This is a genomic window from Reichenbachiella agarivorans, from assembly GCF_025502585.1.
In the GTDB taxonomy this organism is placed as follows: domain Bacteria; phylum Bacteroidota; class Bacteroidia; order Cytophagales; family Cyclobacteriaceae; genus Reichenbachiella; species Reichenbachiella agarivorans.
Genome location: NZ_CP106679.1, coordinates 1,080,719 through 1,100,284, shown reverse-complemented (window position 1 = coordinate 1,100,284; position 19,566 = coordinate 1,080,719). Strand labels below are relative to the sequence as shown.

Below are 19,566 nucleotides of genomic sequence, written 5' to 3'. Positions count from 1 at the left end.
AATAATTGCGCCTGGTCGAGCGATTTTTTATATTTGTTGGTGACCCATTATAAAACGCTACCCATGCAACACAAATCCATAGAAAGTATAGTCAACGAGAATTTTGTCTATGCCAAGGTATTGGACTTCTTTGGCGTAGAGTTTTACCAGTCCAGAAACAAGACCTTGGAGCAGGTCTGTGCAGAATACAACATCACAGTGGATCAGCTCAAATCTGTGATGGAAAACAAAAAGAGCAATCAGGCCATAGACTTTTTGGCATTGAAAAACTACCCAATTCGTGTGGTTATCGAGTACCTCAAGCATTCTCATCAAGTTTTTATCAAAGACTCGCTTCCTTTTCTGCTGAAAGTCGTCAATAATTTGGACACAATGACCAGCTCTGAGCTTCAGGAAGATTTGAAATTGGTGATGCCTATGTTTGTTGAGGATTTTATCCATCACATCTATGAAGAAGAGGACAAGCTCTTTGCTTATGTGTTGGAGTTGGATCATTTTGTGAATACCAAAAATTATGCGTCAAACCCATTGACCAAGTATGGTTCATTTTCCATTCAGGAATTTGCATTGCACCACCACGATTCGGATGACGAAATGGCGGGCATCAGAGGCATTACCAATAGCTACAATACCCAAGAAATAACCCATGTACAACTCAAGGTTCTTTTCAAGGAATTGAATTCTTTTGACCAGAGGCTAAAAGATCACGCAAGAATAGAAAATGATATATTGTTCCCAAGGGCGCTAGAATTGGAAAAGAGAACGAAATTGCTCTTTCAATCAAAAGTGAACCAAAATTAATGGGAAGGATACTCGCCATAGACTATGGCAAAAAGCGCACTGGAATAGCTGTCACAGACCCATTGCGAATCATCGCCACACCACTCGATACCGTCCCTACCCACCAAGCTATTGATTTCCTGATCAAATACCATGAAAGCGAAGGAATAGACCTTTTTGTGATAGGTATGCCCAAGGATTTGATGAATAAGGACACAGATAGTACGGCATCTGTCAGGTCTTTTATAAATTTGCTACAGAAAAAATTTCCTCTTCACCAGATTCATCAGATTGATGAGCGTTTTACCAGCAAGATGGCTAAAAGTGCGATGCTTGCAGGAGGGATGAAAAAAAGTGACAGACGAAAGAAGGAAAATGTAGACAAATTGAGTGCGACGATTATTTTGCAGTCGTTTTTAGAATCTAGTATATGATTTATCCAATAGTAGTGTATGGTGATGCTGTGTTGAAAAAGGCCGCTGTAGACATAGAAGAAGGAAGTATTGACGTGAAGCAACTGGCCGAAGACATGTTTGAGACCATGCATCACGCCAGTGGGATAGGATTGGCGGCTCCACAGATCGGAAAATCTATCCGAATGTTTGTTGTAGATGGCAGTCCCTTGGAGGACGAAGACATGGCAGACTTCAAGAAGATATTTATCAACCCTGAGATCCTTTGGGAAGATGGGGACTCTTGGACTTTTACCGAAGGTTGCTTGAGTATCCCAGGTATCAGGGAGGATGTCACGCGCCCATCAAGGTTGAAAATCAATTACCTCGACGAAAATTTCGTAGAGCATGAAGAAGAATTCGATGGCATGAGAGCTAGGATCATTCAACACGAGTATGACCATATCGAGGGGATACTCTTCACGGATTACCTGACGCCATTCAAGAAAAGAATCCTCAAAGGCAAACTAGCGAACATCACCAAAGGAAAGTGTGATGCAGACTACAAAATCAAACTCCCCAAAAAGAGATAAATGATACCAGACCTCACCATTGCTCTCTTACAAGCAAACCCCTATTGGGAAGATGCAGAAGCCAACTTGGCGATGTTTGAGGAGATGGTGTGGAGTATAGATGAGTCGGTAGATGTGATTCTACTCCCAGAGATGTTCAATACTGGATTTTCGATGAATCCCAAACAACTCGCGGAGGTGGCTGGTTTGAAAACCCAAAGATGGATGTTGCGCATGGCAGCACAGAAGCAGACTTTGGTTGGGGGTAGCTACATCGTGCAGGTGGAAGAAAAGTATTTCAATCGGTTTTTGTTTGCCTTTCCCGATGGTACGATGCAGTATTATGACAAACGCCACTTGTTTTCCTTGGCCAAGGAGGAAGAATTTTTTACTCCAGGCACAGAACGATTGGTTGTGGATTATTTGGGATGGAAAATATGTCCTTTGGTCTGTTATGATTTGCGTTTTCCAGCATGGTCAAGAAATACCGTCCATGAAGGACAGTATGACTATGATTTGCTTATCTATGCTGCCAACTGGCCGAAACCTCGAATTCGTGCTTGGGATATTCTATTGCCAGCTAGGGCGATTGAGAATTTATCCTATGTCGCAGGAATCAACCGTGTGGGATTGGATGGCAATGACCATCAGTATGTAGGTCACAGCGTGGTTTTGGATTATGCTGGTGGTGTGTTGAGTGGGTTGGATGAGCAAGAGGGTGTCATTGTTCAAAAGTTGGAAAGAAAATCGTTGGAGGAATTCAGGAGTAAGTTTGCTTTCCTTCAAGATGCAGATAAGATTACCTTCTCTTAATCAATTCAGCACAATTTTTTTAGAACTTACTTTGCTGCCCTTTCGGATGTAGGCGATGTAGAGTCCAGACCGGAGAAATGATAGGTCTAATTCTAAAGCCTCATTGCCCGTGATATCTATGTCCTTTAGTACGAGATGTCCAGAGGCCGTAAGCAAGTACAATGTGGCTGATTGATTAGCAAGAAAACGGACTTTTTTATCTATGCCTGAAGGGTTGGGATACACGGTTAAGTTCAGCTTTTTCTTTTCTGCCTTGCTACTTTCATAGAGCCATATTCCACCTTGAATACTCCCGACAACCAGAGATGTCGTGCCTAATTTTCCGAATGCAGGCTTTGAATATCGCCCAAATCTACTCGTAGTGAATGTGCCATTGCTACTAAAATCGAAGAGCTCTTGATTAGATATCGATCTGTTGGCAGGAAAATCTGGATAGATCGAGAGTCGTCCAGATCGATCAGTGACAATTAGGTCATCTTTTTGATCTTCATCCACGTCCTCGATGGTAATAGATAGGTTGCCAGGGCTTGTGTTTTCAGAAGTTAGAATATTTCCCTCTTCCAGTTCAAAAGTGAAGTCTCCATGATTTCTGAAGTAATCCAAATCACCATAAGTACGTCCAATCAAAGCATCCAAATGTCCATCATCATCCATATCATAGAGCCATACATCATCTCCAGAATTATAGGAAAGGTCTATTTCAACAAGCTGATTAGGATCAAAGAGTAGGGACTTGCTTTGGCTGCTGTTGAGGACATAGTGTATTTTGTTTCGGACATTAGGATCAATGGATGTGAATACCAAGTCCTGTTTGCCATCTTGGTTGATATCTACAAACTGAGGTTTGATGTCAGTATGCTCTAATGATGAAAAATTAAACAAATCCGAACTTTCGAGGGTTAGAGACCCGTCGGATTGGGTGTGATAATAGGTGAGCGTACTTACAAATTTCCCGTCCAGTAACCTGCCTCTGTTGCCAATAATAAGGTCATCACGTTGATCTCCATCCACGTCTACGATGGCTGGGTATGCCCATTCGCCGACATCTATCATTTCGTCTTGAAGAAAAGGTGTGGAGACATTAAAACTACCATTTTCATGGGTCTCGAAGAGCATACTTGATGATTGAAAGTCAATTGTCTTGGCTGTATTGCTGCGGACATTGGACGAGACCAGGATGTCTTTCATTCCATCCATCGTGACATCCAAATAGTAAGCGACAGGGAAAGTGGTGAAATCGATCGAAGAAGTGTTAAGAGGGAATTTGGTAGTGAAGCTTTCGAACAGCGGAGAGTTTAAGCTGCCTGTGTTGGGTAGAAAACTGAGGTCGTTACAATCTTCTTCACTGATGACTATATCCATCACGCCATCTTGGTTTGGATCCATAGAGAGGAGGGCTTTGGCGCCTACATGCAGCACCCTCTTGCCAGCACTACAATCCTCTCCAAACACGACGTCTCCACAATTGCAGACATGTATATCTCCATAGTTGTCTGAGGCTTTGGTATAGATGAGATCACAATGGCCTGTTTCTTCTATTGACAAATTCTGGTGGTGGATGATAGAGACGCCTGTGGTAAATTCAAATACCAAAATGTCTAAATCCCCATCTCCGTCCAAATCTTCGATAGAAGGGATATCCGTTGCATTCAAGAATATATTGACGGGATTGCTAGACAAGTTGGTCAGTAAGGGATCTGCGACCAATTCCCATGTCAGACCATCGTTGCTTGTTGAGTTTCTATAGACTTTAATTCCTACTTGGGACGAAGTAAAGAGGTCATTTTGTCCATCACAATCATAGTCTTTGAGTACCACCCAGTTTTGTAATCCTTCGGGAAACAAATTTTCAAATGCAGGATTGTAGATATATTTTCCTCCCGAATTTTCAAAGCAGGTGAGCTTGTCTGATGTCCGGTCAAACAGCACCAAATCCATATCATCATCTTGGTCAAGGTCAATTTCGTGGTATTGCGCACTGTTGATACCACCTGCCAATGGATGTATTAGAACGTGATTTTCGTGCAAGATTTTGGTATGGCTCGGTCGTAGGCTTATTTGGGAATATGCTTCGCGAATGGGCGTCAGTAAAACTAAGAATATGACTATTTTGAGGATGCTATTCATTCTTTGGCTTAAAACCCTGTTTTTATAACAATACTATGGATTATTTATTGAATCACGAATAAATATATTTGTACCTTACGAAGTAGTAAAAATCATTAGTTTGGAAGAAATCATACCTCATTTATACAATAAATTTCTACAAAGTACTGGCGTCAATACTGATACGAGATCTATACAAGAAGGTCAAATATTTTTTGCACTCAAGGGCGAAAATTTCAATGGGAATCAATATGCCGCCAAAGCTTTGGAGTCTGGCGCATCCTATGCAGTGATAGACGACTTGTCTTTTGATCAAGGAGACAGGTATATTTTTGTAGATGATGTGCTCAAGTCACTGCAACAGTTGGCCAATCACCACAGGAAACAATTTGATTTTCCTTTTCTGGCGATCACTGGATCCAATGGCAAGACTACCACCAAGGAATTGACAGCTAGGGCTCTTGGTGAAGAATACCAAGTACATTTCACACAGGGCAATTTGAACAACCATATTGGAGTGCCCCTGACGATTCTTAGTATCAGAGAGGATACAGATTTTGCTATTATAGAGATGGGAGCCAATCACTTAGGAGACATTGCCTTGCTGTGTGAGATTGCTGAGCCGACACACGGATTGATCACCAACATTGGGTCCGCGCACATAGGAGAGTTTGGAGGGAAGGAAAATATCATCAGAGGCAAAAGTGAGCTATTTGATTACCTGCGTCGGACTGGTGGAGTGCCGTTTATCAACAAGCTGGATGTGGTTTTGGTCAATATGTCCAAGAGATTTAACAATGCAGTCGAGTATCCCAATGACAGTTGCAAGTTGATTGATGCGTCACCTTATGTCAACTATGCGGATGACAGAGATCACGAGCATAGTACCGAAATCATCGGGGAGTACAACTACATGAATATCGCAGCGGCAGTCACTGTCGCCAAGTTTTTTGAAGTGGAGTATCCCTACAATGCCATCGATCAGTACTTGCCTGACAACAACCGTTCGCAGATCATAGAGCTGGGCAGCAACACCATCATTTTGGATGCATACAATGCCAATCCAGACTCTATGAGAGCCGCACTTCGAAACCTTGCCAACATGAGAGGTGATTACAAAATCGCTATGCTTGGTGAGATGAAAGAATTGGGCTCACATGCTGTGATTGAGCATGAAAACATTGTCAAAGAGGCACAAAAGTTGGGCATCAAAAACCTGTATTTAGTGGGTAATGAGTTTAAGAAAGCCTCAGAATTTGTACACGTTTTGTTGGATGTAGATCGATTGATTGAATACTTGGGCGACCAAAAAATCTCAGGAGCAACGGTTCTGATCAAGGGGTCTAGAAGTATGAAAATGGAGCGTCTCATCATGAACCAAGAAATATGGAACTAGACGCGATTCTCAGTTTTTTGAGAGACCTCAGGGTCAATAACAACAAAGAATGGTTTGACCTAAACAGAAAGGAATACGAAAGGTGTCGTGGTATTTTTTTGAAATTTCTTCAGCAGTTTATCGAAGGTATCGCCGAAATTGATCCAGCTATCTCGGGAGTCGACCCCAAGAAATGTGTATTTAGAATCAACAGAGACATTCGTTTTGGTCATGACAAGACACCATACAAAACCAATTTTGGGGCGTTGATTGGTGAGATGGGCAAGAAGACTGAGGGGACGGGCTATTATATTCACCTCTCCCCTGGAGAGAATTTTGTAGGAGGAGGTATTTATAAACCTCAACCAGAGACGCTTGCCAAGATCAGGCAAGAGATAGATTACAACCCTATGGATTTGAAGAATATCATAGATACGCTCTCTTTCAAATCTACTTTTGGCGAGATCAGGGGCGAGCAACTCAAGACTGCTCCCAAAGGTTACCCTAAAGATCACGCTTTTATCGATCTTTTAAGGCTCAAAAGTTTTTATGTGATCAAAAAATACAGTGATGAAGAAATTGGAACGGAAGTGTTTCTAAAAGAGGCACTTAAGACGGCTCAGGAAGCGAGTAAATTCAATGCTTTTTTAAAAAATGCAATTAATTAAAAATTATTTTGAAAAACCCTTGGAATAATTCGAATACTTTCTATTTTTGCACTCCCAAATCAACGGGTTTAGGAACAAGTAGTGAAAACATCACACACTTGGGCGCTTAGCTCAGCTGGTTCAGAGCACCTCGTTTACACCGAGGGGGTCGGGGGTTCGAATCCCTCAGCGCCCACCATTAGACAGTCAGAGATGGCTGTCTTTTTTTGTTATTAGGCTTAGGTGTTCAATCCAAGGAGCATACTTCTATCCCTATTCTTCGATTTCTCAAATCTAGGTTTCGTTGTTTCTATCCCTGGTTCTTTAAAGTGAAAGTCTAGAGGAGTTTAAATAAGGCGTCAGAAATTTGTTCAGCACTTTTGAGTGGCTTAGTTAGAAATGCATCTACCCCTTTTTTGATGGCGTGTTCTTCTTGTTCCCAATGAGAGGTCATCATGACAATGATGGGTTTATAATCAAGGGCATCCATGAATGTAAATCCATTAATTTCTGGCAAATCGACATCCAAGAAAATAATATCAGGTCTGAGTTGATCTACTTTGACTAAAGCCGTCATGGGATTGTTGTAGCAGGCAATGAGATCCAAAAAATCAAGTTGACGAATTTTTCCACTGATGATTTCGATAAACAATTTATCATCATCGATGCAAACACAACTGTAGGCCTCTTTTGTCATAGCTCAAATATTAGATAGACGGCAAGGTGGGGTTGTCTAAAGGGTAATTTTCTGCGAATATAAATTAATTGCCTGTTACTTTTGTGCGATGAAAGTTTATTTGGATAACTCTGCAACCACTCCAGTTGACCCTGAAGTATTTGAGGCCATGAGGCCATATTTTATGGATGTATTCGGAAACCCTTCTTCGATCCATTCTCATGGTCGGGAAGCAAGATCTGTAGTGGAGAGGAATCGAAAAAAGGTGGCTGAATTGTTGGGGACTTCTCCTGCTGAAATATTCTTTACATCTGGAGGGACTGAATCTGACAATACTGCTATCGTTTCGTCTGTGCGCAAGGGCGTCAGAGTAGCCATCACATCACCGATAGAGCATCATGCAGTACTGCATACTTTGGAGGCGCTGGAGCGACGCGGAGAGATAGCGCTCAAGTATGTGCAACTGACACAAGGTGGCGCGGTAGATATGGCGCATTTGGAGCAGCTCTTGTCTACTCACAAAGGGGCGCTGGTTTCTCTCATGCATGCCAACAATGAATTGGGGAATCTCAGTGATGTGAATGCAATCTCTATGCTCTGCAAGAGCCACGGAGCAACGTACCATAGTGATACTGTACAAACCATGGGCAAGTATGTGCATAACCTTACAGCATCTCACATCAACATGGCTGTAGGTTCGGCACATAAATTTCATGGCCCAAAGGGCGTGGGGTTTCTATACATCAATGGAGAGACCAAAATTGATCCTTTTGTTTACGGTGGAGCACAAGAGAGGAATATGCGAGGGGGTACAGAGAACCTAGCAGGTATAGTTGGACTGGCGAAGGGTTTGGAGATTGCCTACAGAGATATGGAAATCAATAGAGCACATATCACAGGTTTGAAACTTCAGATGATTCAGGAATTGAAGGAAAAAGTAAAGGGAGTGGATTTTAATGGTCTCTCAGGAGACATGGATAGGAGCTTGTATTCGGTTTTGAATGTAGGTGTGCCAGAGTCTGCCGAAAATGATATGTTGCTCTTCAACCTAGATATCAAAGGGATTTCAGTCTCAGGAGGTAGTGCCTGTGCCAGTGGTACTAACGTCGGGTCACACGTATTGGATGCGATTGGCTCTGATCCCAACCGAGGTGCAATTCGTTTTTCATTCTCCAAGTACACCACACCAGAAGAAATCAGCTATGCGGTAGATTCTTTGGCTGAAATCATCAATTGTAGAGACTAGATTTTTAGATTCATGTATTGTACTGAACAGTCAGTGCAGTGCATGGATCAATGCTTTGACATCTCAACTACACAATCTACCCAAGTCTCTTCCACATTAAGACTAGGGACCAAATCCCATTGTTCACCACCTGCATCAATAAAGTCCTTTTTGTAAGTCTTACCCACTTCGAACGTTGTTTCTAAACAGTCAGAAATAAATGCAGGAGAGAAGGCTAAGACTTTCTTTATGCCACCTTCGGCTAGTTCTACGAGTTTGTGGTCCGTGTATGGTTGAATCCATGGGTTTTTCCCCAATCGAGATTGAAATGAAGTGGTGACCATGCTGTCGTCCAAGCCAAGTTTTTTTGATACCAAGCGAGTGGTTTCAAAGCATTGTGCTCGGTAGCAATATTTGTTGGCCTCTCCATAGTGGTTGCAACAGTTTCCAACGGCACATTTGCCAATTTCTGCTTTGTAAATCTGTCTTTCAGGTAAACCATGGTAGCTGAATAGGAAGTGATCATATTCAGTGTCTTTCATTAGTTTCTTAGCATTGAGAGCGATCGTTTCGATGAAGAGGTCTTGGTCAATGAATTGATCAACTATTTCTAGCTTGGGGATCACTTGCCATTGCGAGACGATGCGCATGACTTCTTGTATCACAGAGCCAGTGGATGCAGAGGCATATTGTGGAAATAGCGGGATCACCTTGATCGAATTAACCTTAGCAGCTTTGAGTTGTTCGAGTCCTTTTTGGATCGATGGGGACTGATACCTCATCGCCAACACTACCTCGTACTCTTTGCCAAGCTTCTTTTGTGTGGCTTCTGCTAGATCTTCACCATAAAATTTAAGTGGCGACCCTCTGTCTTCCCAAAGTTTCTGGTATTCTTTGGCAGACTTAGGTCCACGAAAGGGCACGATGATCAGGTTGATCAATAACCATCTAGAAATATAAGGGATGTCGATCACGCGACCATCCATCAAAAACTCACGAAGGTATTTTCTCACATGGGGGACACTCGGACTATCCGGGGTACCAAGATTCACTAACAGAACGCCTTTTTTCATTAGATGCAAATCTAATACAGTCAGACCGAACTCATTTGTTGAGACATAAAAAAAGCTCCAGAATGGGAGTTCTGGAGCCAGCAGCATTTGAGAAAAATTAATTATTATGTATTGGCAAACTAAGTGTATGTTCATTTCACGATCCTGCCAGATGACTTCAATATCATGACAAAATCACATTTTAGTGATGAATGAACAGGTTTTTTGCTTTAGTAGAATGTTTTCTGAAAGCACACCAATCAGAGCCGTATTGGCAAAGTGATCAAGCTAGGGCAATGTGTAATTCGTCGTGAAGTGATGGGAGCTATGCTTTTTTAGTTCTACAACTTGGCGGAATCTATAAGTAGATGAAAACTAAGATTGCCGTAAACAAAAAAGTCGTTGAAACATTGTTTCAACGACTTTTGCTCCTCTTCTTGGGCTCGAACCAAGGACCCTTTGATTAACAGTCAAATGCTCTAACCAACTGAGCTAAAGAGGAATGAATCTTGAGTCATCGTTTGACTCATTGATTTTGGGAGTGCAATATTAGCAGCTATATTTTAAAACCACAATATTAACAGGAAAAAAAATTCTTTTTTATGTCTTTGATTATGCCACTGGATTCTGCACGACTGGTTGGTTTCTTTTTATGGTGTAAAAGTACAAACGGAGTTTGGGAATTGACACTTTAACCTATTAATCAAGACATAAAGACAGTGTTTTTTGTGATAACAACTAAAAACAGGTCATTATGACAGTTTTTGATTTGTTTTTTTGTCTTGGCACTAATTTTTCTAATATCCTATCAAAAATTGATGTACAACTAAAAATTATAAAACAATGTCACTTATAACATACAATCCTGCAAGAACTAGAACACAAGGTGTCAATAGCTTCTTTGATGATATTTTCAATGACAAGTTTTTTAAGACAGAATTACCACAAGAAAGAGCCTTTGTGCCTCAGGTAGATATCTCTGAGAGCGAAAGTGCTTTTGATTTGCAATTCGCATTGGCTGGGTTTAAAAAACCTGATATCAACATAGAATTAAACAACGGTGTGTTGACCGTGTCTGGAGAAAGAAAATTTGAGGAAGAAAAAACCAAAAAGAACTTCCATAGCGTGGAAACAAGATATGGTTCGTTCAAGAGGTCATTTCAATTGCCAGACAGTATCGATGCAGAAAAAGTAGATGCCAACTTTGAAGACGGTATCCTAAACATTACGATCCCAAAGGACGTAAAGAAAGTACAAAAGAAAAGTATAGCAATAAAGTAAGTTTAGGTTAGGTTGGTTTAAGCCCCGATTCTGGAGATTGAAAAATTGAAAGGTCGGGGTTTTGCGTTAAATATTGTTAAGCAAAGAATCGTATTTATTTTAATTGCGTTATTTGCTTAGGTTCAAAATGAATAGATGATGAATACAAGAAAAAATTTTATGGGATTGATGGCTGCCTCGTTGATAGGTGGCTTGGTAGCCATAGGAGGTTATCAATTTTTTGAAGACAAACAGCCCGCAACAGAAGAGATTGCAAACGCTAATCAAGGAGTTCAATTTTCTAATTATAGCAACCTGCCACCTGCTACAGCACCAGTGGGGATGAACTTTGTGGATGCGGCCAAAGTGGTGACACCAGGTGTCGTGCATATCAGAAGTACGATGAAAGCGACACAAACGAGCAACAACGGCTCTCGCGATCCTTTTGAGCAGTATTTTAGAGATTTTTTTGGTACCCCAGGTGGCGGTCAATACCAGCAAAGACCATCAGTAGGATCGGGTAGTGGAGTGATAGTGAGCCCAGAGGGCTACATCGCTACCAACAATCATGTGATCGAGAATGCGGATGATATTGAGATTCTACTCAACGACAACAGAACATACAAAGCAAAATTGGTTGGGACTGACCCTACCACCGATTTGGCACTATTGAAGATAGAAGAAAAGGGACTTCCTTTCGTGAGAATAGGTGATTCAGATGCAGTAGAAGTGGGCGAATGGGTATTGGCAGTAGGCAACCCATTTGAGTTTAGGTCTACCGTGACAGCTGGTATCATCAGTGCCAAAGGCCGAAACATCAATATATTAAGAAACAGGGACCGATTACAGATTGAGTCTTTCTTGCAGACAGATGCAGCAGTAAACCCCGGCAACTCAGGGGGTGCCTTGGTCAATCTCAATGGAGAATTGGTTGGAATCAATACGGCAATCGCGACACCAACGGGTTCGTATGCGGGTTATTCTTTTGCAGTACCATCCAATTTGGTTCAAAAGGTTCTAGGTGACTTGGAAGAATTTGGGATCGTTCAGAGAGCGCTATTGGGTATCAATATCCAAGATGTAAGTGCCAAACTAGCCGATGAAGAAAAACTCGGGGTATTACAAGGTGTCTATGTCAATGGAGTGAATGCCAACAGTGGTGCAGAAGAAGCTGGAATCAAAGTTGGTGATGTAATCATTGCCATCAATGGTAGGAAAGTGACCAAGACAGCTGAACTTCAAGAAAAGGTAGCTCTCAATCGTCCTGGAGACACTATTGAAGTTACGTTGCTGAGAGATGGAAAAGAAAAGAAAGTGTCCGCTGTATTGAAAAACACCTTGGGCACCACCACTACAGTGGCCGCTACTAACAGTAGTGTGACCATACAAGGAGCGACATTTGAGGACTTGTCTGATACAGATCAGGAGAAGCTGAATCTCACAGGAGGCGCAAAATTAGTGGTCTTGGAAAATGGTGTATGGAAGGAAGCTGGAATCAAAGAAGGATTCATCGTGACGAGAATAGATAAAAACGTCATCTCCAACGTAGAAGACTTGTCAAGAGCCTTGACCAGATCATCCAACGGCAATGGCATATTGATCGAAGGTTACTATCCAAGTGGACAAAAGGCCTACTATGGAATCGGTTGGTAATTAGTGCTTTAACTCATAAAATGAAGAGCCACAGGGTGTAAAAACTCAGTGGCTCTTTTCATATCCTGCCAAATCACTTCAATATTTGACCAACACCAGTAGATATTCGATGACTGATTTGTTGTAATGCACGGGTTGACGCTAGCTTTGTTTGTAATTCTATCTAACCGTGTCTACCCATGAAACAAACAAAACAAATTGTTTACACCTTCCTCTTTTTTGCACTTACTGTATTTGCATGTGTTGATAACAACTCAGCAGATATAGATGAACTAAAAGAGGAGATTGATGCACTGAAGCTCTTACTAGAAGAGAACAACAAGATTTCCGAAATTTTGATTGAAGAAGATAGTTTGATTTTCTTGTTCGGAGATGGATCGTCCATAAGCACCGCACTGCCTAATAATGAAATCCCAGTAATCGGACCAAATGGAAATTGGTGGGTTGGTAGCGATGATTTAGGAGAAGTTGCCGGTAATGTAATGCCACTAGTCAATCCAAATGGTAACTGGTGGGTTGGAGACAAGGATACAGGAGTGAAAGCAAAAATTTCTCCCCGAGGCGTGTCCAATGTAGACTATGATCAGACCACTGGAATCCTGACGATAATACTCGGAGATGGCACAGTCTATGAATTTTTGTTGTCTTACGATGCGTCATTATCAGGAGTGAAACTTTCCGATCTCAATGGAGAATACATGGTTTCGGCCATTTACAATGGTGACCTCCCTTTTGTTAGTTTCGAATACGATGTAAATAACAGGTTGATTGAAGTCACCTATTATACTACACTGCTAAACAATCCAGTCAAATACCTCACGATCGAAAGAACTTACAATGCCAATGGTGACATAGCTACCCAAACTTACACAGAGTGGGCGACCAAAAAAAAGGCTGTTCCAAGGGATGAATATTTTGCCAATAAGCAAGAAGGAATTGAAATGGAATTTGAAGATGCATATAATGAAATTTGGTCTGGTGGTGTAAAGGGTTATAGCGGTGATGGTTATGCCTTTTTTAGTGAATTTAGAACTCCAATTTATTCCAGCAATGGTTATTTATATCAGATAAATGAGAATGGGTCTAAGATCAAAAAATGCTTGATGAGAGAATCATATGATAAGAGTGTCACATTTGGAGCAATTAATAGTGAACTGTGGTTCAATGATTATGATGAGAACAAAGAAGAATGGGACCAGGAATATAAAAATATCAATGCCGTTTCTGCCTCTAATGTATCCTATGGTAGTGGTTTTAGTACAGGCCCATCAGCAGTAAAGAGATACTATAAGTGGTTTGTCCCCACATATAATTTTGTTTTAGATAGTGATCCTATTGATATAGTCACAGAAAACATGATAGAGGATTATATTTATGTATATACACCAGAGGTGGAAGTAATTTTGGGGATAGTAGGGGATTACAAAGCACTGTTTTATACCTATGATGTATATGAGACTGGAGACGTTATTGATAGTCGTACAATATATTATACCTATGACGGAGCAGATTTTACGATTCGTAGTGAAGAGGAAGAAAATGAAGATAAAGATGTATTGAATATCAAAGTAGAGGGAGGGAAAATAACCAAGCTTGTGGCTTACATTGACGAGGAGGAAGATCCTCATTTTGAAGATATGCTTGGGTTCAATTATACAGATGGGAAGTTGAGCACGATTGATTTCTTGCAGAGTGACATAAAGGGTCTTGTAGGCATCACCTATGATAGCAAAGGAAACCCAATAGAGTTTGGGGTAAAACCAAGTGCTCTAGAGGAAACGCAAGACTATGAAGGGGCTGATCCAGAGATTTTGGCTGCATTGGGACTTATCTATTCGTATGATGAATATGATTCAGAGTTGGGAATGGTCGTCGAAAAGTACTTCTATCCAGAAGGCTATACTAGCATGATTAGTTTGAGTTATGACTATGGCATGAAAAATTTTATGAATCATACCTTAACTGCAGTCAACCCATTGATGTCCTTTTTTGAATCGTCTCATTCCATCAATCAAATTGGATGGGCAGGGCACGGCAGTGCGATATTCTCAGAGCACCTCAAATACAACGAAGGAGGGTATCCTACTGAAATCAAAACGTATCTCCAATTGTCTGCCAGTGATGTGCCTTTCGAAGATTCAGAGTTAGAAGATTTTGGTATCCCGATCAATGGTTCCGTAGCGATTTCTTATAAGTTGGAGTATATCAAGAAACAATAATTCTTAGTGTACAACAGAGATATAACCAAGTGGAAAACCTCAGCCTTAGGCTGAGGTTTTCTAATTTTATAGTATGCGTTTCTTTCAATACCTAGGCGTGTGGGTTTTTATCTTTTCCTTCTCTCAAGAATTGATAGGTCAAATTCTTGTGCAAGGAACGGTATCTGATGAAAATAATGTAGCCATTGCAGGGGCACATATTTCTACTGAATCTAGGATCATGGTGACAGATGACCAAGGATACTTTCAAATCGAATTGGCAACCGCAGGTGTCATTGAGGTATCACATGTCAATTTTGAGACACAATACATCATGGTCTCTCAATCACAGATATTGACAATTCAGTTGCTTGCTCAAACTAAATCTCTCGATGAATTACAAATAGAGGCAGCTACCATTCATGATGTACTAAAAGTCGATCCCGTACAAATATCTAATCTAAATAGCCTTTTTGGTGAAAATGACATATTAAAATATCTAGTGACATTACCAGGTGTGTCAAGTATCAACTCTTTTGATGCGGGAATATCAGTGAGGGGTGGAAGCACCACGGAAAATGCCTTTTTGATAGATGGGATTCGTATCGCTGAACCCAAACACATGACGATGCTGGTAACAGCTTTTGACCCCTATGTACTATCCCAGTCTGACGTGTACAAGAGTGGTTACCCTTCGATATACAATGGCAAACTATCAGGTTATGTAGACATGATCGGTCAACCCAATTATGAAAAAGGGGTAAGTGTAGAGACTACTTTGGGAATCATTTCTTCTTCAGCCAAGACATCTTTGGCATGGGGAGAGAAGTCTAACCACAACTTAAAACTATCGGGGAGATATTCCTATCTAGGCTTGGTTGCGAAAATGTATGAACGAACAAAAAAGCTAGATGAAATCCCGAATTATCAGTTGGGTGACTTGACCTTGAGCTACCATGGAGTACTCAGCGACAAGTGGTCAGTGAATGCATATGGTTTGGCATCCTCGGATGATTTACCGTTGCACTTGGATGCCGACAGAATGTATCAAATGAACTGGAACAATCAGTCAGGAGTTGTTTCGATCGACAGGGCACTCAATCAAAAGGGTAGACTGACTTTTCAAATCGGGGGGAATAGAAGTGCTACGCGCTATCAAAACAAGCAGGTGAGTCAGCGCATTGATTCAGAGTATAACAATCAACTTGCTTTGATCAGATTGGATCAGCCTATTTTGAATCAATTGACGGTTTCGCTGGGATACAAATCAGAATGGACTCAATACCGCATTATCAATGGAGAGGCTATTGCGCGTAGCAGCCAAATGGATAACCATATGCACAGTGTATTTGGCGATGCGACTCTTTATCCCAATCCAAATTTGACTATCATGGGAGGTGCCAATTTGACTTACTATTTGGGGGAGGTATCCTTGCTAGATTTATCTCCACGCTTCAAAATACAGTACTTGTTGAATCGCTTGGAGCTATGGGTAGATTACGCGAGGACACGACAATATGAGGAAATGTTGCCGTTTTTTACGGTGAGGAGTCCCATAGACATACCTGTTCCTTTGGGTAGTGACAATCAATCTGCATGGAGTGATCAGGTATCAATAGGAGCCAGTCATCAGTTGATAAGTGGGATGAGTTTGACGGCATCAGTTTTTTTCAAGAATTTGAAGCACATCAAGGATTTTAGCGCAGGTAGTAGAGCCAATCTTGAATTTGAGTCCATCACAATGATCGAAGGGAAAGGATATGTCCAAGGTATAGAGGCGGAGTGGACGTACAACATCGCCAAGATAGAAGGACGAATCAACTATACCTATCTGAACTCCAAACGCCAGTTTGATCAAATCAATGGAGGTGTATACTTCAGTCCTCCCTTTGACATTACTTCCAACATACTCATCAGTTTGCTGTATCGACTCAATCAGCACTGGTCATTTTCGGCTTTCTGGACCTACAGTTCTGGAATATATGTGACCGTCCCAGAAGGTGTGACTGTGGCCAAAGACATCACTGACCCTAGCTCGATTGCCAATTATATCCCCATCTATGGTGATCGATACAACTACAGGTTGCCTCCACGACATAGATTGGATTTAGGAATCAACTACTACAAAGAGTTGAAAAGGAAAAATGCCCTTAAAATTTCTGGGGGAACTTTCAATACATACAATCGAAAAAATGCAGATTTCGTTTATTTCGAGGTGGAGAGAAAGGACGATTTTTTTGTCTCATTTGTACCCAAGTCCAAGATGGTTTTGCCATTAATTCCCTATCTCTCGGTTACTTATTATTTGAATCATAAAGCTGGGAGCCATGAATAAATTGGGGAGGTTAATTTTATTGTGGCTAACCCTCGTTTCGTGTCAATGGGATGGAGAGCTAGACGTACAGGATGTGACTTTGGAGCAAAGTTACTTTGTAGAATGCTATATGCGTCCAGGCGAACTGTTCAACTTGACAGCTACTGAGATTTCTCCTATTTTCGAAGATTACATACTCGATTATTCTCAGGATTTTGATGTCTACATCATAGATTCTGACACCATCGAATTGTTTCAAAGCTTGTTTATTGAAGAGGGGACAGGCTATGTGTACAATTTTGGTAGTGGTCAGCGCTTGTCTGATCAGACTTTGATGGTGGAGCTGCTCGTACTGAGTCCTATGGGAGACACGATTAGGGCGCGAAGCAGAGTGCCAGAGCAAATCAAAATGGAGAATGTTGAGGCTGGAGAAGATCAGATTGTCGTGAATTTTTTATCTTCTGATTATCATCCAGACAATTACTACATCCTGATCGCCAATTATGATGTGGTTGGAAAAAATGGAGAGAAGCGACCCAAAAACAAGGTTACTTATTTGGATTATCATGAGCTTTTGGAGGAGCAAGAGATTGTCGTAGATATAAAGGCAGATTCACTGCGCTATAGTGAGAAAACAGAAATCACTTTGATGCGGGTCACGGAGGAGAATTTTAGGTATCAGCGATCTCTGGAAGAAGCGAAAAACGCGAGTAGAGAGAATGTCACTTTCCCAGCGCCCTTGGAGGGAAACTTGATTAATGCAGTCGGAATATTCACCTGCTATACAGAGGACAAGAGAATCATACCTGTTGCCGAGATTGCTAGGTGATTGGCGAGATAATAAAATTGCTTTTCATAGATTTGTCTAAACACAAATACCCAAAAACATGTCAGATCAATACGGAATAAAGGAGGCGATTCAAAGCCTTGAATTGAGTAATATCGAGCTTGGTTCTAGTACGGGAAGTCAATGGTTGAAGTCTGGTGGAGGCAATATTTCATCTCACTCTCCAGCAGATGGACAGTTGATAGGCCAAGTGCAAGAGTCCGATGAGGCTTGCTACCAACAAGTCGTAGAAACCGCCCAAAAGGCCTTTGCCGAATGGCGTCAAGTGCCAGCACCAAAACGTGGCGAAGTAGTCCGTCAACTTGGAGATGCCCTGCGCCAAAAGAAAGAGGCATTGGGTAAATTGGTCTCATATGAAATGGGGAAATCCTATCAGGAAGGTCTAGGAGAAGTACAAGAAATGATAGATATCTGTGATTTTGCAGTCGGATTGTCTCGCCAACTCTACGGGTTGACCATGCACTCAGAGCGTCCTGGTCATAGGATGTATGAGCAGTACCATCCACTGGGTGTGGTTGGGATTATTTCCGCATTCAACTTCCCAGTGGCTGTATGGGCATGGAACACTGCGTTGGCATGGGTATGTGGAGACGTGACAGTATGGAAGCCCAGCGAGAAGACTCCTTTGACAGCAATTGCATGTCAAAAAATTACTGCTAAAGTTTTTGCGGCGAATCAAGTACCTGAGGGTGTGAGTAATTTGATTGTGGGAGATGCTGAAATTGGACAATTGATGAGTCAAGATACTCGGATTCCCCTAATATCAGCGACTGGATCTACGCGCATGGGCAAGGCAGTAGGTGAGTCTGTTGGCAAAAGACTCGGGCGTGCGTTGCTAGAATTGGGAGGGAACAATGCCATCATTTTTACTAAAAATGCCGATTTGGATATGTCTCTCATTGGTGCCGTATTTGGTGCGGTGGGTACCTGCGGCCAGCGTTGTACCTCTACGAGGAGGTTGATTGTTCACGAGGAGATCTTTGACAATGTAGCAGCCAGGCTAAAGAAGGCCTATGCCCAGCTAAGAATAGGCAATCCGCTGGATGAAAAGAATCATGTAGGTCCTCTGATAGATCAATTGGCGGTGGATATGTACCAGCAAGCCATCACAAAAGCCAAAGAAGAAGGTGCTAAAACGATTGTAGATGGAGAAGTCCTCAAGGGTGTGGGGTATGAATCTGGGTGTTACGTCAAACCTGCCATTTTTGAGGTTAAGAATGAATTTGAAATCGTACAGCATGAAACCTTTGCCCCTATTTTGTATTTGATCCGCTACAAAGATTTGGATGAAGCCATAGCTCTGCAAAATGATGTCCCACAAGGCCTGTCTTCAGCAATTATGACCAGCGATATGAGGGAATCAGAGCAATTCCTGTCACATGCTGGATCAGATTGTGGGATAGCCAATGTCAACATAGGAACCTCGGGAGCTGAAATCGGTGGTGCCTTTGGCGGAGAAAAAGAAACAGGTGGTGGACGAGAATCTGGTTCGGATGCATGGAAGGTGTACATGAGAAGACAGACCAACACCATCAATTACACTACCAAGCTACCTCTGGCACAGGGTATCAAGTTTGAAATTTAATTCGTATATCCAAAATTCTCCTTTGGCTTAAGTGCTTTTTATTTATATTAGAAAGCACTTAAGCCTAGTAT

General features: G+C 41.6%; 16 protein-coding genes and 2 tRNA genes. 14 read left to right on the top strand and 4 right to left on the bottom strand.

Going from position 1 to position 19,566, the window contains the following annotated elements; all coding sequences use genetic code 11:
- Window positions 1–63 precede the first annotated feature (63 nt).
- Genes N6H18_RS04650 through N6H18_RS04635 form a run of 4 tightly spaced genes read left to right on the top strand, consistent with a single transcriptional unit; the run spans window position 64 to window position 2,557 of the window.
- Window positions 64–801, top strand: a complete 738-nt coding sequence (locus N6H18_RS04650) for an iron-sulfur cluster repair di-iron protein (protein ID WP_262310667.1) — start codon at window positions 64–66, stop codon at window positions 799–801.
- Window positions 801–1,214 carry a Holliday junction resolvase RuvX gene (gene ruvX / locus N6H18_RS04645; protein WP_262310666.1) on the top strand — a complete coding sequence of 138 codons (414 nt, stop codon included), beginning with the start codon at window positions 801–803 and terminating at the stop codon, window positions 1,212–1,214. Before N6H18_RS04650 ends, ruvX begins: the two co-directional genes overlap by 1 nt.
- Window positions 1,211–1,765, top strand: coding sequence for a peptide deformylase (gene def / locus N6H18_RS04640; RefSeq protein WP_262310665.1), 555 nt, complete (start codon window positions 1,211–1,213; stop codon window positions 1,763–1,765). Before ruvX ends, def begins: the two co-directional genes overlap by 4 nt.
- The gene (locus tag N6H18_RS04635; protein WP_262310664.1) at window positions 1,766–2,557 is read left to right on the top strand and encodes an amidohydrolase; all 792 of its coding nucleotides are present in this window, start codon (window positions 1,766–1,768) and stop codon (window positions 2,555–2,557) included.
- Here N6H18_RS04635 and N6H18_RS04630 read toward each other — a convergent pair whose 3' ends face one another.
- The gene (locus N6H18_RS04630) at window positions 2,558–4,684 is read right to left on the bottom strand and encodes a T9SS type A sorting domain-containing protein (protein ID WP_262310663.1); all 2,127 of its coding nucleotides are present in this window, start codon (window positions 4,682–4,684) and stop codon (window positions 2,558–2,560) included.
- A gap of 100 nt (window positions 4,685–4,784) precedes the next feature.
- On the opposite strand from N6H18_RS04630, the gene N6H18_RS04625 reads away from it, so the two are divergent.
- From N6H18_RS04625 to N6H18_RS04615, 3 genes are all read left to right on the top strand, one after another.
- A complete protein-coding gene (locus N6H18_RS04625) occupies window positions 4,785–6,059 on the top strand; it encodes a UDP-N-acetylmuramoyl-tripeptide--D-alanyl-D-alanine ligase (RefSeq protein WP_262310662.1) in 1,275 nt (424 codons plus the stop codon).
- The gene (locus tag N6H18_RS04620) at window positions 6,050–6,706 is read left to right on the top strand and encodes a DUF2461 domain-containing protein (RefSeq protein WP_262310661.1); all 657 of its coding nucleotides are present in this window, start codon (window positions 6,050–6,052) and stop codon (window positions 6,704–6,706) included. The genes N6H18_RS04625 and N6H18_RS04620 overlap by 10 nt, the downstream gene beginning before the upstream one ends.
- 100 nt (window positions 6,707–6,806) lie before the next feature.
- Window positions 6,807–6,884, top strand: a tRNA-Val gene (locus N6H18_RS04615).
- 138 nt (window positions 6,885–7,022) lie between these two features.
- Here the strand turns inward: N6H18_RS04615 and N6H18_RS04610 are convergent.
- Window positions 7,023–7,382 carry a LytR/AlgR family response regulator transcription factor gene (locus N6H18_RS04610; protein WP_262310660.1) on the bottom strand — a complete coding sequence of 120 codons (360 nt, stop codon included), beginning with the start codon at window positions 7,380–7,382 and terminating at the stop codon, window positions 7,023–7,025.
- Window positions 7,383–7,470: 88 nt separating this feature from the next.
- Here N6H18_RS04610 and N6H18_RS04605 point away from each other — a divergent pair, with 88 nt between their 5' ends.
- Window positions 7,471–8,607: a cysteine desulfurase family protein gene (locus N6H18_RS04605; RefSeq protein WP_262310659.1), complete on the top strand. Its 1,137-nt coding sequence runs from the start codon at window positions 7,471–7,473 to the stop codon at window positions 8,605–8,607.
- A 47-nt stretch (window positions 8,608–8,654) separates the two neighbouring features.
- Here N6H18_RS04605 and hemH read toward each other — a convergent pair whose 3' ends face one another.
- Both hemH and N6H18_RS04595 read right to left on the bottom strand, forming a co-directional pair.
- Window positions 8,655–9,659 (bottom strand): ferrochelatase, encoded by a 1,005-nt coding sequence (hemH, locus tag N6H18_RS04600; protein WP_262310658.1) that lies wholly within the window; start codon window positions 9,657–9,659, stop codon window positions 8,655–8,657.
- A gap of 407 nt (window positions 9,660–10,066) precedes the next feature.
- Window positions 10,067–10,140, bottom strand: a tRNA-Asn gene (locus N6H18_RS04595).
- Window positions 10,141–10,481: 341 nt separating this feature from the next.
- Between N6H18_RS04595 and N6H18_RS04590 the strand changes: the two genes are divergently transcribed.
- The 6 genes from N6H18_RS04590 (at window position 10,482) to amaB (ending at window position 19,495) form a co-directional block, all read left to right on the top strand.
- Window positions 10,482–10,919 (top strand): Hsp20/alpha crystallin family protein, encoded by a 438-nt coding sequence (locus tag N6H18_RS04590; protein ID WP_262310657.1) that lies wholly within the window; start codon window positions 10,482–10,484, stop codon window positions 10,917–10,919.
- A 135-nt stretch (window positions 10,920–11,054) separates the two neighbouring features.
- Window positions 11,055–12,551, top strand: a complete 1,497-nt coding sequence (locus tag N6H18_RS04585) for a Do family serine endopeptidase (RefSeq protein WP_316044834.1) — start codon at window positions 11,055–11,057, stop codon at window positions 12,549–12,551.
- A 179-nt stretch (window positions 12,552–12,730) separates the two neighbouring features.
- The gene (locus N6H18_RS04580) at window positions 12,731–14,770 is read left to right on the top strand and encodes a hypothetical protein (RefSeq protein WP_262310656.1); all 2,040 of its coding nucleotides are present in this window, start codon (window positions 12,731–12,733) and stop codon (window positions 14,768–14,770) included.
- Between the two features lie 73 nt (window positions 14,771–14,843).
- On the top strand, window positions 14,844–17,084 hold the full coding sequence (locus tag N6H18_RS04575) for a TonB-dependent receptor (RefSeq protein ID WP_262310655.1): 2,241 nt from the start codon (window positions 14,844–14,846) through the stop codon (window positions 17,082–17,084).
- Window positions 17,077–17,892: a DUF4249 domain-containing protein gene (locus N6H18_RS04570; protein WP_262310654.1), complete on the top strand. Its 816-nt coding sequence runs from the start codon at window positions 17,077–17,079 to the stop codon at window positions 17,890–17,892. The genes N6H18_RS04575 and N6H18_RS04570 overlap by 8 nt, the downstream gene beginning before the upstream one ends.
- Window positions 17,893–17,950: 58 nt before the next feature.
- Window positions 17,951–19,495 (top strand): L-piperidine-6-carboxylate dehydrogenase, encoded by a 1,545-nt coding sequence (gene amaB / locus N6H18_RS04565; protein WP_262310653.1) that lies wholly within the window; start codon window positions 17,951–17,953, stop codon window positions 19,493–19,495.
- The last annotated feature ends 71 nt before the right edge of the window (window positions 19,496–19,566 follow it).